Source organism: Paraburkholderia sp. FT54, assembly GCF_031585635.1.
GTDB lineage: Bacteria > Pseudomonadota > Gammaproteobacteria > Burkholderiales > Burkholderiaceae > Paraburkholderia.
Genome location: NZ_CP134197.1, coordinates 362723 through 379001, shown reverse-complemented (window position 1 = coordinate 379001; position 16279 = coordinate 362723). Strand labels below are relative to the sequence as shown.

Below are 16279 nucleotides of genomic sequence, written 5' to 3'. Positions count from 1 at the left end.
GCCATGAACTCCACTTCGTTTTGCGTGCGCAGACGCGCTCCATGGGTGAAGGCGGGGACCACCTATGCTCTCCTTGTCTTCGCGATAGGATTCGCTCTCGGTGCAATACGCGTGCTGGTGCTGGTGCCACATCTCGGCGCGATTGCCTCCGTCGTACTGGAAACGCCAATCATGCTTGCGGCCAGCTGGAAGGTTTCGCAATGGAGTGTGCAGCGGTTCAATCTGCAACCCGATAGGCGTAGTCGTCTCCTTATGGGGATCGTGGCCTTCATCGTTCTCGTGGTCGCAGAACTTGGTGTTGCTGTGTTCGCGTTCGGTGAGTCTCCGGCACAGTATGTTTCGGGTATCGGGTCGATCGTTGGAGGGATCGGCTTTGCGGCACAGATCTGCTTTGCCGGATTCCCCTGGCTACAAGCCTACCGACATTGAGCGGTTGCGAGGATCAACATGGAAATCAATTCGCGAGATTTTCGGGTCCCGGAAGGCGGACGGGTCAAGCTCGACAAATGGCCAACGAAGGTAGAGTCCGTGTGCAGGTCACGGGAACACTACCAGAAATTGCTGGGTGAACACGTCGCGCGACTGAGTTCTCTTCAGCAGTTGCTCTATGCCTTCAACCGATATGCCGTTCTGCTTATCTTCCAGGCAATGGACGCAGCCGGTAAGGATGGTGCCATCAAGCATGTCATGTCGGGCGTGAACCCACAGGGTTGCGAGGTATTCAGCTTCAAACATCCCAGCCCCACTGAATTGCAGCATGACTTCCTTTGGCGCACTACGCGCGATCTACCCGAGCGTGGACGGATCGGCATCTTCAACCGGTCCTATTACGAGGAGGTGTTAATTGCTCGTGTCCATCCCGAGATTCTCCGTAACGAGGGCCTGCCGGATGCGCTGCTCGACGAAAAGACTGTGTGGCGTGACCGCTATCGTTCGATCCTGGATCTGGAGTTGCACCTCTGCAGAAACGGCACGCGGATCGTCAAGTCTTACCTTCACATCTCGAAGGAAGAGCAGCGCAAACGCTTCCTGCAGCGCATAGACGACTCTGAGAAAAACTGGAAATTCAGTGTTGCCGACGTCGAGGAGAACGCGAGGCTGATCGTGTCGAGGATCGTTCTTGAGACGCTTGAGGAACTTGAAATGACCCATCCGAAGGCGAACGCTGAACGCAGAACGCAGAAAGGAATTGCAGTCAATTCGCGCGCAGCTCGAGAAATGGGAACTGAGCGAAGTCGGGACTACACGCGGGGCGCGCTCCTGGAGAGCCGTAAGTGGTTGCTCATCCTGCTCATCCACCCGCCTGGAGCCGGCCAATCACTCGCCCGGCCAGTCAAGGCGATGCTGTGAGGTATAGCTGCGAACGGCATCCGTCACGGTCTCGAAGTAGTGATTTTCATCAAATATTTCGAAGAGCCCATAGGCTCGCAGCCGGTCCTTCACCGGAGCGTCAAAGTCTTCCAGCAACTGCAGCAAGGTGTTGACTAAACGAGGCACCTCACCCACATCGTTAGAGTTTGCTCTGGACTTAGCGATGAAATCACATTCATCCAGAAACAGCAAACATGGCCGATCGCGCGCTGACTCGAACACTGCGCGCAGATTGACCGCCGATTCGCCGAAGTAAGATGAGATGAGCGCATCAAAGCGGACCTTGACCAACGGCAATCCCGTCGCCCAGGCAAGGCGTTCAGCGCCTAGTGACTTGCCGCAGCCGGGTTGGCCGTATAGCAAAATTTTCTTTTTGTGACGGAGCCCGTGCTTGGCCAACCGCTCTCGCGCCGCGTACTCCTGCTCGATTCGCTGGAAACGCAGCTCAACCTGTTCCGGCAACACCATGAAGTGCCGCAAGGAGGATCGTTCGAGACGAACAACGAGCGGATCTTGATATCGCCGACTCAGCGGCAACTGTTGCAGGACGCGCTCGCCGTCCGTCCTCGGCTCCGTCGCACGCTGAGCGGGCTTCTTAGCCTGAAGGATCACGCCAAGTTGGTTCGCGAGCACGTTGTGGCCCTTGCTGTTTTCTTCTTCAATGATTTTTCTTGCGAGCAACGAGAGGTCCTTCTCGGACCCAGCTGCGATTGCCTTGAACAAGCGTTTTGTCAGTTCTGCATTCGTAAGCACGTCCTGGAGAAACGTCGACCATTGTGCTGGCAAGAGTGCGTAATGCGAGTGGATATCGTCTTCGAATCCACCGCCGCCAATTTGCGCCGTATACGTACATCGCCCGCGCGGTTCGCGCCAGCGAGTCAGACGATCTACGTCTGCGCCGTGTGGCGTCCTTGCACAACCTCTTTCCGACTTATTTCTTCATTAAATCAAGCATCACCCCGCACTATCCATGTTTCCGTGGTGCGAGCACCAGACTCTTGCCGGCAATCCACGCGTAGTACTTCGTCTCGTCGTCGAACACACGTTTGTCCCATTCCGAACGTGGATTGAGGTCGCTTGCAGCGACGCATGCCCCTGCGCCTTCTGCACCACATCGACCGGCACGTCATCTTGTTACCGATTGGGTACCGAACGAATGCCAAGGCGGGGCGCGTTCAACGCACCCATGAACACTCGCTCATCGAGACTCAGTTCGTCCAACGCCTGCGCACGCCGGCGGCGCCAGAAACGCTTTCGCAACTTTGGTTGACGAAGTTGCCTGCATAAACACAACTGTAGTTGGATTACAGATCGACCCGAAACTCAGGCTGGATAAGGCGAAGCGGGGATTGGTGCGCCGCATCACAAAGTTGTGTCTGGATTTCAACTAACGTTGTAACTATCCGGGCGTCGGCGGCAAAAGTTTCATCGCGCGCAAGAACGATGGTCTGTCCGGCCTGGAAGCGGGGAAAAGGGCGCACCGGATGGCAACGCATCCGAGCTCCAGCCAGTCGCCCTCACCGACGCGTCTGCCGCAGAGTCGTTGCATTGCTCGGCGAACTTTGCACGTGCAAAGTTCGGCGCACCCATGCGCAGGTGAACGTCTATGGTTCCGTTGGCGACTACCTGAAGAATTTTCCGGTGCTCGCCCGGCGCGCCATTGACCGCTTCTGCCCGCGTGGCTTCACTTCAGGCGGCCGGGTCGATCGCTACGCATTGCTGGCGCGCCGCAGCGGTTGCGTCACATCACCACTGTCGATCCGGCCGGCCGCGCGTCATGGCACACGGAAGCGCCGCGAGAGTGGCACGCCGGCGACCCTGCAGCCGATGCAGCAACATATATAAGGCAGCTATCTAACAGATGTCCTCACATGAAGGGTATGAAAGCCGCAACTTTCGTACCCCTTCAGCCTCCATCAGGGAAAATGTCCGAAAACGAAGGGGTAGATAGCCGCAATTATGTGGAATTGGACGATTTTTTCGTTGGGAACCAAAACTTGCGAACTTCGGCCTGCCCTGCGACGATAGGTTTGGAGTTCCTGATATCACCAAGAAAGCCAAGTCGACAGGCAAATTTCGACCCACTGCGGCCCGTCGCGCCGGCGCGACCTGAACGGCGGTTTCCAAGGTACGCCCGCCATTTGTCCGCTCGAGTCAGCCGGCAAGTCATCGGCCACACCGCGACCGCCAACTTGCGCGGCAACCCGCCCCTGACATCGACAACCCGCGGTCTTATGCGGGCTATCGCTTTCCACCCGATGTGATTAGCTATTCGGTGAGGGCTTCAAATCGGCACGTCACTGTGGGAGCGCCTTGCCTCTTAATTTGGCAACCCTGACATACCTCGTTTTCGGCCGCACGGCGACCAACGTGACAATACCTTGCAGTCACCTTTCGTATGTTCTTGAGCACCCGCTTCCGCTTTGACATGCGTCTCACCTCGTCAGACGCCCGTCAGGTTGGCGCATCGCTTGCCAGGCGAAATACCCGCACCGCGTCTTCCAGTGCGCGCGCCTGTTCTTGCATGCTGGCTGCTGCAGCTGCCGCCTGCCCAACCAGGGCAACGTTTTGCTGGGTCATTTCATCCATCTGCCCGATCGCGCGGTTGACCTCGCTGATGCCGGTACTTTGCTCCTTGCTCGCGTGGCTAATCTCGCCCATCAAGGCGACCACACTGCCAACGGCCGTGACGATTTCGGTCATGTTCCGGCCGGCCTGATCGACCAGTTCGCCGCCGGCATCGACCTTGCTAACCGAGTCAGTAATCAGCGCCTTGATTTCCCTGGCGGCTGTGGCGCTACGCTGCGCCAGGCTGCGCACTTCGGCGGCAACTACCGCAAAGCCGCGTCCCTGGTCACCAGCGCGTGCGGCTTCGACGGCCGCATTCAAGGCCAGGATATTGGTCTGAAAGGCAAGTCCGTCGATCACGCTGATGATCTCGACGATCTTGCCTGAACTGCCGCGGATGAACGACATGGTGGTTACCACATCCCCCACCACTGTGCCGCCTTTGACCGCGAGCTCGGAGGCCGAGGCGACGTGTTCATTGGCATGCGTTGCGTGTTCAGCATTGGCGCGGACAATTGAAGTCAATTGATCCATCGTCGCCGCGGTTTGCTCGAGCGAGCCAGCTTGCGCTCCGGTGCGCGCCGACAGGTCCGCGTTACCGGCTGCAATTTCGCGAGCAGCCAGCGCGATCGTATCGGAGGCACGCCGCACGTTGCCGACTAACGAGGCTAGACCGACGCTGATGCCGTTCATCGCCTGCATCAACTGACCGAGCTCGTCACGCCGATCGACATGCACCTGTGCGGTCAGGTCGCCGGCCGCTAGCTGTTCCGCGGCGGCCTTGGCTTCGAGCAGTTGTGTCCCGAGGCCGCGCCGGGTCGTCACGAAGATCAGCGCGCTGATCAACAGCGCGCCGAATAACCCGAAGGCTATCATCTCGGTTTGCTGGAACGGGGTCAACGCGCCCACCGGGCTTGCCCGGTCGGCGAGGATCACGGCCTGCAGCAGCCAATCATAGCCGAGCAGGATCGTGGTAGCCGCTGCCAGGGTCAGCAGCGCGAGTTTTGCTCCGATCGACAAGGTCCATACTTCACTGACATCAAGGCCGACATACAGCGCGCCGATTACCTCGCCGGTGCTATCCCGTATCGGCTCATACTGTGTCATGTATTGCTTGCCGAATAGCGTGGCGTAACCGGTATAGGACTGCCCGCGGCGCAGCTCCCGATAGCCAGGGTGCGAACGGTCAAGCACCGTGCCCACGGCTCGTTCGCCGTTCTGCTTTTTGACGGAAGTGGTGACACGCACGAAGTCTTCGCCTCTGACGACGAACAGCGTTGCCGTTGAGCCGGTGTTCAGGGTAAAGCGGTCGACCTCGCTGTAATTGAGGTTCAGCAGCGTGTTGCCGTTCAGCAACCTGGGGGTCAAGTTTCCGAGGATCTCGACACCGTTTGATTCGTCGCGTGTAAAAGGAGCAGGAAAATGCCCGGCAAGCGTTCGCGCGTAACGCCCCAACTGGGATTTAAGCGGTAGCAGACGATTCATGGCCTGTGATGGAGGGCAGGTGCTTGGATTAGTGAACCGAAATAAATCAGGCTCCTTCTGCGAGCCTATTAGATAGAATGTTGCATAACATGGCAATGGTGCGGCGAATCTAAATTCGACCGCAAACGATTGCTTTGCAGTAAGCCGAAGAAATGCAGCTTTACGGTTGGACGCGAAGGGCGGCGCTTCTACCTGCCGACCGTTTCGCAACGAGAGCGCCCGTCGACGTTGATACCGTTAGCTTGACTTCGAATGCCAAGCTCGGCGAATGCACACCCGCCAGCGATGCCAAATCCCGTTCTATCAAGTCGAGAACGTCGGCAATAGTGACATCTATCTGGCGAGTTTTATTGTTGGCATCAGACCTCTCTGTTTTCCGTTGAATTACTGCTGATACTAAGGCGCTTGTAGATTTGCGCCCGGACATGAGTATGAGCCTGCTTTTCCGTTGTTTGGTCGAGAATTTCACTCGCGTGAGGTCTGAGTTCGCAACATCACGGACATTGATCAACATACTGAACGGGCAAGTCCCATCACGGAAGCAATCGAGCACCGCTCACCCCAAAGCCAACTCGCCTGCCGTTTCTTGCAGCAGCTTGCGAAAGCGCTTCAACATGGGTTCTTCGCGCGCCGTTAGCCGCGAGCCCAGCATGATCGGGCTCGATGGCAACGCGCTCTCGATCTCCAGAATGCTCAGCATGCCAAAGCGCATGTAGCGCCGGGCGATTGACTCCGGCGCGATCGACAGCAGTCGCGTGTGCGCCACCACTTCGATATTCGATTCGAATGAGCGTGTCTCGAGCACCGGCTCGATCGGCGGCAGACGACGTCGTGTCCAGAACTGATCGAAAGCGATACGCGAGGTCGTGTCGGCATGCGGGAGCGTCCAGTCGAGCGCAGCCAGGTCGGCAAGCCGCAGCGGCCGCGCACGCAGCGCAGGGTGGTCGTTTGAACAAACGATTACGGTGCGCTCCGCATAGAGACGCTCGACCTTCATCTCGTCGTTTTTCACCGTGCTGGCGCTGCGCAGGATCGCAAAATCGAGTTCGCCTGCCTCCAGCAGTTCGCACAACATTGTCGAGCTGCCCTCGATCACCTTACAGCGGAATACGGTGTCGTCGGCGCGCGCTGGATCGTGTGCGTGCGTCCCTGCGTACATCCGCGCATAGAGCGGCGGGATCAGCGTATGCATTGCGCGCGGTATGCAACCGAGCCGGATCGGCAACCGCGCGGACGAGGCACTCGCGCTCAGCCGGTCCATCGCGCGCATCACGGAGCGCGCTTGCGCGAGCACGGTTTCGCCGAGCAACGTGGGCTGACTCCCTTGGCTCGACCGTTCGAATAGCCGCGCTCCCAGCCGGCTTTCCGCATCGGCGAGCAACCGTGAGAGCACCGGCTGCGCAACGCCAAGACTGCGCGCAGCGCGATGCACCGAGCCGCCATCGCCGATGGCGATCAGGGCTTCGATATGACTTCGTTGCAGTGCCGCAGGCGATCGCTTCATGACATCACCATCTAAGGGTTGATAAGGAGATATGTAAAAGGTATCACGTGATGATTTGAATATCTCATTTACGCTATCACGGGCGCTGTCTATATTGATCTGCATTCGAAAAGTAACCGCAGAAAAAGGAGCGCAAAACCATGACTCATTTCACCGTGACTCCGCTCGGCGACGCGCTCGGGGCCGAAATCTCCGGCGTCGATCTGTCGGCACCGCTGGCGGCAGACGTGATCGACGGAATCAAACAGGCATGGGCCGACCATCTGGTCCTCCGGTTTCGCGGTCAGATCTTGACCGATCCACAACTTCTCGCATTTACGCGTCATTTCGGCGAGCTCGATCCACCGGGGCCGAACCCTTACGGCAAGCCGTTTCTGTCCGAATTTCCCGAGATCAACGTAATCTCCAACATCAAGAAGGACGGCGTCCCGATGGGCAACCTCGGTGACGGCGAAGCGGTGTGGCACTGCGACATGACGTACATCGAATCGCCACCGCGTGCTGCGCTGCTTCATGCGCTGCAGATTCCACCCGAAGGTGGCGACACGTTCTGGTCGAACATGTATCTCGCGTGGTACGCGCTGCCAGACGCGATGAAAATGCAGATCGACGGCAAGCGCGCGATTCACGACGCGACGTACAACAGCGCCGGGATGATGCGCAAGGGCATGCAGGAAGTGACCGATCCGCGCAAGGCGCCGGGCGCGCACCATCCGCTCGTGATCCGTCATCCTGATACGCAGCGTCCGGCACTGTTTCTTGGGCGGCGGCGCAACAGCTATATCGTCGGCATGGATCTCGACGCGAGCAATGCGCTACTCGATACGCTCTGGGCACACGCGACGCAGCCACAGTTCACGTTCCGCCAGGTCTGGCACGAGGGCGACCTGATCATGTGGGACAACCGCTGCACGCTGCATCGCCGCGACTCGTTCGATCCTTCCGCGTCGCGATTGATGCACCGCACGCAGATCAAGGGCGGCAAGGTTGCGCCTTATGAGTCGGCCAACATCACGATCGCATCCTGATCATATGGACGAACTTTATCTGCCCATCAAGAGCGTCGATGTGTTCGGCGTCGCGGTGCCGCTCGTCGGCGCCGGGTTCAAGAACGCCTATACGACCAAGACGACGCAAAAAAGCGCGATCGTGCGTCTTACGGCTGAAGACGGCTCTATTGGCCTCGGCAATATCGATCCGTCGCCGGGATATTCGGTGGAGACCGTCGAGGCGTCGCTTACGGCCATACGGCGAGCGCTGGCGCCATGCGTCAAAGGCATGAATGCCGGCAACCCGCATCGCCTGATCGATGCGATGGATCGCACGATCGACGCGTATCTGGACGCCAAAGCGGCCATTGAAATGGCCGCAGTCGATCTTCTGGCACGGCATCGTGGCATCCCCGTGCATCAATACCTAGGCGGTACGGTGAAGGACACGGTCAGCTTCAATGCGTGGGTCGGTATCGTGTCGCCGGACGAGGCAGCCGCCGAGGCGCGCAAATGGTTCGACTGTGGTTTCCGCTCGGCCAAGGTCAAGGTGGGCGGTGGCATCCACGCCGACCGCGACCGCCTGATGGCCGTGCGTGAAGCAGTGGGTGCAGGGATGGCGCTGCGAGTGGATGCCAATGCGGGATATAGCGTGGAAGACGCGATCGCTCTCGGGCGACTGCTCGAACCGGTGGCTTTGCAACTGCTCGAGCAGCCGGTGGCTGCGGAAGATCTCGCCGGCATGGCGAAAGTACGACAAGCGGTCAGCATGCCGGTGATGGCCGACGAGTCGATCACCGACTATCGCAGCCTGATCGACCTGATCCGCGCCGATTGCGCCGACATCGTCAAGCTCAAGGTGATGAAGCAAGGCGGCTTGCTACGCTGCCGCCGGATGCTGGAAACCGCGACGGCAGCCGGTATGCCCGTAGTGATCGGACATGGCTTCGGGCTCGGAATCAATACGACGGCCGAAATAATGCTCGCATGCACCAGCGACAACGTGCTCGACGGGCTGGAATGCGTGGGTCCGCTGAAAACAGCGGACGACATCGTGACCGCCAAGCTCGATCTAACGCGCGGCAGCATTGCAGTGCCGCAAGGGCCAGGGCTTGGCGTGACGCTGGATGACGAGAAAGTGCGCCGCTATCTGTTCGACCTGTGAACGACGTAATACGCGCGGGCGTCATACGCACCGCGCGCCGGTTAAATCAGACAGGCTGAAGCAGCGGCGCCACTTCTTCGGCCGGGCGGCACAGCTTGATACCGTGCGGCGTGCGGGCGATGGGCCGGTTCATCAGCACCGGATTGGCCACCATGAATTCGACGATGCGCGCGTCCGATAGCGAAGCGTCGTCGAGGCGGAGGTCGGTATTAGCCGCCTCCTGGGTACGCAACAACTCGCGCGGCGAAAGCTGCATGTCGCGCATAAACGGGGGTGAGTTCATCGCGGCTCGGTGGATGCTTGGGGTATTTGACCATGCGTGGTTCTTCGCCGCTTGCTCGAATCATGTCGAGCACCTTGCGCGATGTGCTGCAAGCCGGATTATGAAAGATGGTGATAGTCATGGTGTCCTCGTCCGATGGAGCGCTGCACGACGCTGCACGATGATCTAAGCCTAGCGCGATTGATCGCGATGCGCTGTCAGCGCCGACCTGCAGGAGCAGCATGCCAGGAAAAAGAGAATAAAACGGGTGAGCGCACCCGCATGCGGCGCGTTCCGGCGCATCGTCATAACAGTTCAGGAGACACATCATGTCCGCTTCAACGCTTGCAGGCACTGCCCTCAAGATCACGCCGCTTGGCGAAGCCATCGGCGCGGAGATCGAAGGCGTCGATCTGGCGTCGCTTGACGATGCGGAATTCGCGCAGATCGAACACGCATGGGCCGACCACCTCGTGCTGCGTTTTCGTCGGCAGAGGCTAAGCGACCTCGATCTGATGCGATTCAGCCGCCGCTTCGGCGAGCTGGACCAGGTGCCTATCCGCGCGAGCGACGTGATGGATCACACCGATCCGCGCCTGGCCATCGATCAGGAAGCGCGCGAATACGTCACCATCATCTCGAACATGAAAGTGGACGGAATGGCGATCGGCGGCCTCGGCAACTACGAGGCGCACTGGCACACCGATATGTCGTACAACGACACGCCGCCCAGCGCAAGCCTGCTGTATGGCATCGAAGTGCCGCCCGAAGGTGGTGACACGTCGTTCTGCAACATGTACCTCGCGTATGACACGCTCGACGAGACCTCACGCGAGCGCGTGCGCAGCCTCACCTGCGTGCACGACGCATCTCGCAACAGTTCGGGCGAGCTGCGCCGCGGATTCGGCGATCACAACGAGCCAACCCGGACCATCGGCGCGCGGCATCCGCTGGTGCGCGTGCATCCCGTCACCGGACGTGCGTGTCTTTTCCTCGGACGCTGTGCGCGATGCCGCCACGCCGTCTGAACGGGAGCACACGATGCGCGAATACAGTCTGAATGCAACCCAGCCGCCGGACGCCGTGTTTTCGCCGCGACACGCACAGGCGCTGTGCGCGGCAGGACAGACGCGCGTGTTCGACGCGGGGGAGTTCATCTGTCATCAGGGCGACGACGCGCGCGATGTGTATCTGCTGGCGCGCGGCGGCGTGAAGACCGTGATGCTGAATTCGGCGGGACAGGAAGCGCTATTGCGCATTCATCTGCCCGGCAGCCTGCTGGGGCTAATCGCGCTCACGACATGCGGCACGCGCGATGCCAGCCTGATTGCACTCGAGCGCTCGCATGTCGTCGTGATTGCGCGTGACGCGATGCTGCAACTGCTGCGGACCGACGGAGATTGTGCCGTTCACGTGATCCGTCTGCTGCTGGACCGGACCCGCGACTTTCATATGCGGGTGGTGGAGTTGGAGGCCAATCGTATCGATCAGCGTCTTGCGCGCGCTGCTGTCGCTCCGCCGTCCCGATCCGGAAGGCGCGTCCGAAGGCACAGTCGCGCTCACGCACGAAGAACTCGCACAGTGGATCAATTGCCGTCGTCCCACGGTGACGGCGGCGCTGAGTCGCTTCGCGCTCGCCGGACTCATCGACCGGTCGAGACGTCGCATCGTGATCGCCGATCGCGCGCGACTCATGCAGCTCTTACCCGTCTGACGCGGCCGCTCACATGCGCGCTGCCAATGAGGCAACACCAGGCAACATCACGAAGCGGAGATTAGTTCTTCAGACGCAGGTCACTACGACACATATCCCCGACCGGTCGCCGACCAGGTCGCATACAGGGAGGAGACAAAATGGATAACAAGCCGCCCTCACCCGCACTCCTGCTGGCGCGGTTGCAGCGCATTCCCACCACCTGGCATAGCTGGGTGATCGTGCTGCTCGCTGCCGGAGCGCTCGTCATCGAGGCGCTCAACATCGGCAGTCTGTCGATCACGTTGCCGATCATCAGGAAGACCATGGCGCTGACGCCGCGCGACACCGGCATGCTCGCCGCATCGTCGGCGCTCGGCATAGTCGTGGGAATGATCCCTACGGGCTATTTGGCCGACCGCTTCGGCCGCAAACGACTGCTGATCTTCGGCGTCATGTGGTTCGCGGGCGGCACTGCGATATCCGCATTCAGTCCGAACTTTGCGACGCTCGTGATCCTGCGTGGACTGACCGGCTTCGGCATGGCGCCGGCATTCATCATGCCCTACACCCTCACTTCCGAAATCGTGTCGGCGACCACCCGCTCGGCGTTCGCTGGACTACTGGAGACAGCGCTCGGCATCGGTTATCTGCTGCCGCCGACTATTGGCATGGCCGTGATTCCGCATTTCGCGCCCGAAGTGGGCTGGCGCGTGTTCACATTCCTGTGCGGCGTGCCCGTCGTCTACGTCGTGCTGATCTGGAAATTCCTCCCAGAGTCGCCGCGCTGGCTGCATCGCGTCGGGCGCTATCACGAGGCGGACGGCATCATCTGCCGGTTCGAGGCCACCGCGGAACGCAAGCTCGGCGCGCGTCTGCCATTGGCAGTGGTCGACGAGGTGACCGAGAGCGCCAGCGTGGGCGACCATGCCGCACCGAAATTCTGGTGGTCGCTTGGCGTCGTGTGGACACCGCCGTATCTGTTCCGCACCATCGTGATGACGATCGGCGCAACGAGCCTTTTCTCGATGTTCTACATTTCGGTAAACTACCTGCCGTCGATTTTCATCGAGAAGCACGTCGTGCTCGAAAGCGCGCTCTTTCTGACGCTGATCACCACGGCGACGCAGATCCCCTGGAAGATCATGAACGGCATCGCCGCCGAGCATTTCGGGCGCAAAAAAGTGTTCTTCGTCTATACGGTGATCGCTGCGATATCGACGTATGAATTCACGTTGGCTCAAAGCACGCTGGCTATGGTGCTGTGGGGCATGGTGATGTTCTCGTCGTCAGGCGCATCGCCGTCGTTCAAGATGTGGTACGCGGAGCAATACCCCACGCGGATCCGCGCAACCGGCCAGAGCGTGGTCGAAGGGCTTGGCGGGCGCTTCTTCGGCGGCGTGGTGTGGACCGCTGTATTTCCGGTGTTGCTGTCGAACGTCGGCCTGCACGTGTCGATGATGATCGGCGTCGCGATCATGATCGCCGGCATGCTGATCGTGACGATCTTCGCGCCGGAAACTTCAAAGCGAACTGTGGAATCATTAGAGGCAGCTTAAATGGAGCCTGTCCGATCTTCTGTGTGCGTGGCATAAACTGGCGGCAGGACGCCCCTATGCCACGCAAACGAAATGCCCGACGCCCGAATGGGCCCAGCGCTGGTACAGCGCCTCAAGGCGCGACGTCGAATGGGTCCGTGGATAGCCACGTACAGCCAGGTGCAGTCGCGCAAATGGGTTCAGCGACCGGGCGACCGGCTCGACGTCCGCGCGACGGAAGCGCATTCCGTTACTCGAACTGAGCGGTTTTGCGCGCTAGAAGATCGACGCATCGATAGCTGAACTTGGTCGCCGAGCGGGACGCGATTTCGCATCTGCTCCCGTAACGGAACATCGTCCAACGCCGCATGCTCAATCCCGCTGTAAGTGACCCAAATGCCACTTGCCCCCTCCACCTTGCGCGCAGCCAGCTTACGATGACGGCCGCGTACCACCAGCAGCATGCTGATATTCGCGATGTTCTATGCGATCCTAACGCCCGTCCACATGAATTGGTTTTTTAGCGCACCTGTATAGAAAGTGTCAGCTTTGTCCTCTCCGAAGTTGCACCGTGTGAAACTCATGCCTCGAGCCAAACCCAAACGATTGCCCGGCAACTTCACGCTGGCGCTCGTCGCCACCGTGATCGCCGCCAGCTTGCTGCCCTGCCGCGGGCACACCGCCGTCTCCGTCAACCTGATAGCAAACATTGCAATTGGGCTGCTGTTCTTCCTGCATGGCGCCAAGCTGCCGCGCGGAGCAATCGTGGACGGTGCGAGGCATTGGCGTCTGCACCTTGTCGTCCTGCTCAGCACGTTTGTGCTGTTTCCGCTGCTCGGTCTCGCGCTGAGGCCGGTACTGGCGCCGCTCGTCACGCCGGCACTGTACATGGGCGTCCTGTTCCTGTGCACGCTGCCTTCCACCGTGCAATCGTCGATCGCCTTCACGTCGATCGCCAAAGGCAACGTGCCGGCTGCCGTGTGCAGCGCGTCGGCCTCCAGCCTAATTGGGATTTTCATCACACCGCTGCTCGTGAGCGTCACGCTTACGAAGCAGAACGCGGGCTCGAGCGCGTCGCTGAATGGCATCTGGGATATCGTGCTGCAGATCCTCATGCCGTTCATCGCAGGCCAGTTGCTGCGGCCGTGGATCGCCGCTTCGCTCGAACGCGGCATGCCGTTGCTGCGGTATGTCGATCAGGGCTCGATCCTGCTCATCGTCTACACGGCTTTTAGCGAGGCCGTGAACGAGGGCTTGTGGCACCGGACACCCGTGGCGGCACTCGGCGGCCTGGTTGTGGTCGACGCCGTGCTGCTGATGGTGGCGCTGCTGGTCACGGGATTTACCGCCAAGCGGCTCGGATTCAACAAGGAAGACCAGGTTGCGATTGTGTTCTGCGGGTCGAAAAAAGGCCTGGCTTCGGGCATATCGATGGCGAAGGTGCTCTTCTCGGGCCCCACGGTCGGGGCCGTCGTGCTGCCGCTGATGCTGTTCCACCAGATCCAGTTGATGGTCTGCGCCGTCCTCGCCCAGCGCTGGCATACACGCAACACGTGTGGTGAAGCCAAGCCGCAGGCCGCGAGCGAACCTGCCGCCGTTGATGTTCGCTAATTTTGCCAGCGGCAAAACAGCATAAGCCTATGGGAATAAGAGGGAGGGTGCGTGAACCGGCACCCGATGCCTCTACGACCATATCGCCGGGAAGATGCCGGTACGGCGGGTCGGGGAGGCGAGCGACGTCACGCTTTTATGCGACTCGCGAATGACCGTTGCTTGAGTCTAACGGACACCCGAACGTCTGCGGTCTACGTCGGACGAATGACCGTAGATGGCCCGAACTTTGACGGATGACGACCGCCTCAGTTCGCTCCTCAGCGGCCTTTCGCAGCGGCCGCCTAACGACAGTTCCTCGGGCCGAAAGAGGCAGTGGGCCGGTCTGCATCGATCACTGCGCTACAATCGCCCCATGCAAGTGTGCTTGGCGTAACGGTCATGGCATTGTCGCCGGTCAGCAGTCAGTTCGCCGACGTGCAGCCGAATCAGGCAGCGCTGCCTTTTTCGACGGACGACTAGAGCCGTGGGTCAGAAAAAGGAATATATGCGATGGCTAATCAGGTGATTTTCAGCGGCGCGCCGTCGCAGGCCTGCAACCTTCCAGCGCTCCTGAAGGGGGGCGTTGTCATGGCAATGATTGGTGGTATACATGTCTGCACGTCGAACTCTTTCCCGCTTCAGTGGAATGTGCTGCTTGCACAAGCCGGCGCTGTTTTGATCGGTGTCGGTTTCCCGTTCGTCAAGACCGCGTTCACCCGAATCGTCATCGATGCCGCACGAATTACCTGGACGCAGGGCATTCTGCATCGCCGTGTGTCGACTCTCGAGCTTTCCCGGATTCAGTGCATCACCCCGATCCACCCATGGTGGCAACGCCTATTCGGCACCGGCTCGATCATCCTGACGACCAACGATGTAGCTCATCCCGTGAGGCGTTTGCCGGCCATCAGGAACGCGGATCAGCTCTGCAAGAGGCTTGACGAGGCGGTAGCTATGCGTCAGGAACGGCTTATTCCCGCCTACACGAATGATCCGAACGCACCTGGTTACTCTCAGGTGCACAGTATTTGAACGGGCGACATCAGTTCGCAAATGCCAGATCTTTGCTGACAGTTCAATACAGGCCAGGCTCCGTCTGTCGGCACCGGCTGCAGTCGGACCCTCAGCGGACTTCCGGCACGTCGAGGCATCAATGGCTCTTCACAAAGTGCAGCGGACGTTCATCGGGCGATGTTTGCTGACGGGCCGTCGGCCGTTGCTGCCATTCGACACCGCGTAGGACGTAGTCTCCAACGGCTGCTTTCGGAAGCCGGGACATCTGCTGACTGGCGATGCCCGAGTAGAAGTCAGCCGGGGGGGCACGCCCTCCGTCGGTCCTCGATGATCTTCTCCAGATCTACGCGGGCATTTTGATCGCGGATGTGTTCTCCGAGCGCCTTCTCAATCTTTTTAATGTCGCCAGTGGTTACCGCCTCCAGCAACGTGCGGTGTTCCTTGACGATGTCTCTCATCGACTTGTCGAGCGTTGAAAGACCGACAACGATTGTTAGCTGGCGAGCCACCCCTTCCCATATGGTACGGAGAAAATCATTGCCGCTGATGTCACATAATTCACGGTGAAACGCTACGTCAGCCTGCGCCAGTCCATAGGGATCCTTGCGGGCGGCCATCAACTCCAGTTCATCAATACAACGCTCCAGGCGCCTCACGGTAGCACTGTCCTTATGGCGGCCGAGCGCAACGGTGCGTCGAACCGCAATCAATTCAAGAGCAACACGCACCTCGAGCACCTGCTCCAGGCGGTCGCGGGTTACCGGCGCCAGGCGGATGCCCTTGTAGGGTTCACTAATGACGATCCCTTGACTTTCCAGGAGCCGCAGCGCCTCCCGAACCGGGACTCGACTGATGTTGAGTTTCTGCGCAATCTCGGTTTCTACGATTCGGTCGCCAGGCAAGACAAGCCCCCGGGCTGCCGCAGCAATGATCGCGTCCACCGCTTCATCTACCAGTGTTCGAGCGCGCACAGGCTTCCAGCCCTCTGTGCCCGCCGCTTGGGTGGTCGACGCGTTGGTTTTCGGTGTCAGAGCCATAAGTGTTCAGTTCCATTCAGTCGAAGTCGCATTGCAAGTGCCTGCCGCGGGCTAGTATTT

The 16279-nt window shown here is 59.9% G+C and carries 16 protein-coding genes and 1 pseudogene; 11 read left to right on the top strand and 6 right to left on the bottom strand.

Features of this window, described 5'->3' with window-relative positions; translation table 11 throughout:
• The first annotated feature begins 3 nt into the window (after positions 1-3).
• Together RI103_RS34540 and RI103_RS34535 are read left to right on the top strand one after the other, a co-directional pair.
• Positions 4-429: a hypothetical protein gene (locus RI103_RS34540; RefSeq protein WP_310819269.1), complete on the top strand. Its 426-nt coding sequence runs from the start codon at positions 4-6 to the stop codon at positions 427-429.
• An 18-nt stretch (positions 430-447) separates the two neighbouring features.
• The gene (locus RI103_RS34535; protein ID WP_310819268.1) at positions 448-1350 is read left to right on the top strand and encodes a PPK2 family polyphosphate kinase; all 903 of its coding nucleotides are present in this window, start codon (positions 448-450) and stop codon (positions 1348-1350) included.
• Here RI103_RS34535 and RI103_RS34530 read toward each other — a convergent pair.
• A complete protein-coding gene (locus tag RI103_RS34530; RefSeq protein WP_310819267.1) occupies positions 1318-2094 on the bottom strand; it encodes an ATP-binding protein in 777 nt (258 codons plus the stop codon). The two genes, RI103_RS34535 and RI103_RS34530, sit on opposite strands and share 33 nt — an antisense overlap.
• Before the next feature lie 825 nt (positions 2095-2919).
• Between RI103_RS34530 and RI103_RS34525 the strand changes: the two genes are divergently transcribed.
• Positions 2920-3216: a hypothetical protein gene (locus RI103_RS34525; RefSeq protein WP_310819266.1), complete on the top strand. Its 297-nt coding sequence runs from the start codon at positions 2920-2922 to the stop codon at positions 3214-3216.
• Between the two features lie 609 nt (positions 3217-3825).
• Here the strand turns inward: RI103_RS34525 and RI103_RS34520 are convergent.
• Together RI103_RS34520 and RI103_RS34515 are read right to left on the bottom strand one after the other, a co-directional pair.
• On the bottom strand, positions 3826-5424 hold the full coding sequence (locus RI103_RS34520) for a methyl-accepting chemotaxis protein (RefSeq protein WP_310819265.1): 1599 nt from the start codon (positions 5422-5424) through the stop codon (positions 3826-3828).
• A gap of 556 nt (positions 5425-5980) precedes the next feature.
• Positions 5981-6928, bottom strand: coding sequence for a LysR family transcriptional regulator (locus RI103_RS34515; RefSeq protein WP_310819264.1), 948 nt, complete (start codon positions 6926-6928; stop codon positions 5981-5983).
• 140 nt (positions 6929-7068) lie between these two features.
• Between RI103_RS34515 and RI103_RS34510 the strand changes: the two genes are divergently transcribed.
• Both RI103_RS34510 and RI103_RS34505 read left to right on the top strand, forming a co-directional pair.
• On the top strand, positions 7069-7956 hold the full coding sequence (locus tag RI103_RS34510; RefSeq protein WP_310819263.1) for a TauD/TfdA family dioxygenase: 888 nt from the start codon (positions 7069-7071) through the stop codon (positions 7954-7956).
• A gap of 4 nt (positions 7957-7960) precedes the next feature.
• Complete coding sequence (locus RI103_RS34505; RefSeq protein ID WP_310819262.1) at positions 7961-9082, top strand: enolase C-terminal domain-like protein; 1122 nt, start codon at positions 7961-7963, stop codon at positions 9080-9082.
• A 46-nt stretch (positions 9083-9128) separates the two neighbouring features.
• Here RI103_RS34505 and RI103_RS34500 read toward each other — a convergent pair whose 3' ends face one another.
• The gene (locus tag RI103_RS34500; RefSeq protein WP_310819261.1) at positions 9129-9365 is read right to left on the bottom strand and encodes an ArsC/Spx/MgsR family protein; all 237 of its coding nucleotides are present in this window, start codon (positions 9363-9365) and stop codon (positions 9129-9131) included.
• Between the two features lie 308 nt (positions 9366-9673).
• Here RI103_RS34500 and RI103_RS34495 point away from each other — a divergent pair, with 308 nt between their 5' ends.
• Positions 9674-10372, top strand: coding sequence for a TauD/TfdA family dioxygenase (locus tag RI103_RS34495; RefSeq protein WP_310819260.1), 699 nt, complete (start codon positions 9674-9676; stop codon positions 10370-10372).
• Between the two features lie 13 nt (positions 10373-10385).
• Positions 10386-10679 (top strand): annotated as a pseudogene (locus tag RI103_RS39790) (cyclic nucleotide-binding domain-containing protein); the annotation flags it as partial.
• Here the strand turns inward: RI103_RS39790 and RI103_RS34490 are convergent.
• Positions 10629-10796 (bottom strand): hypothetical protein, encoded by a 168-nt coding sequence (locus RI103_RS34490; protein WP_310819259.1) that lies wholly within the window; start codon positions 10794-10796, stop codon positions 10629-10631. The pseudogene RI103_RS39790 and the gene RI103_RS34490 sit on opposite strands and share 51 nt — an antisense overlap.
• A 43-nt stretch (positions 10797-10839) precedes the next feature.
• Here RI103_RS34490 and RI103_RS34485 point away from each other — a divergent pair, with 43 nt between their 5' ends.
• From RI103_RS34485 to RI103_RS34470, 4 genes are all read left to right on the top strand, one after another.
• The gene (locus RI103_RS34485; protein WP_310819258.1) at positions 10840-11058 is read left to right on the top strand and encodes a helix-turn-helix domain-containing protein; all 219 of its coding nucleotides are present in this window, start codon (positions 10840-10842) and stop codon (positions 11056-11058) included.
• Positions 11059-11198: 140 nt separating this feature from the next.
• Entirely contained in the window at positions 11199-12596 is a 1398-nt protein-coding gene (locus tag RI103_RS34480) for an MFS transporter (protein WP_310819257.1), read from the top strand.
• Positions 12597-13157: 561 nt separating this feature from the next.
• On the top strand, positions 13158-14186 hold the full coding sequence (locus RI103_RS34475; protein WP_310819256.1) for a bile acid:sodium symporter family protein: 1029 nt from the start codon (positions 13158-13160) through the stop codon (positions 14184-14186).
• A 492-nt stretch (positions 14187-14678) separates the two neighbouring features.
• Complete coding sequence (locus tag RI103_RS34470) at positions 14679-15200, top strand: PH domain-containing protein (RefSeq protein WP_310819255.1); 522 nt, start codon at positions 14679-14681, stop codon at positions 15198-15200.
• Between the two features lie 275 nt (positions 15201-15475).
• On the opposite strand, the gene RI103_RS34465 is transcribed toward RI103_RS34470, so the two are convergent.
• Positions 15476-16219: a GntR family transcriptional regulator gene (locus RI103_RS34465; RefSeq protein ID WP_310819254.1), complete on the bottom strand. Its 744-nt coding sequence runs from the start codon at positions 16217-16219 to the stop codon at positions 15476-15478.
• Positions 16220-16279: the final 60 nt, after the last annotated feature.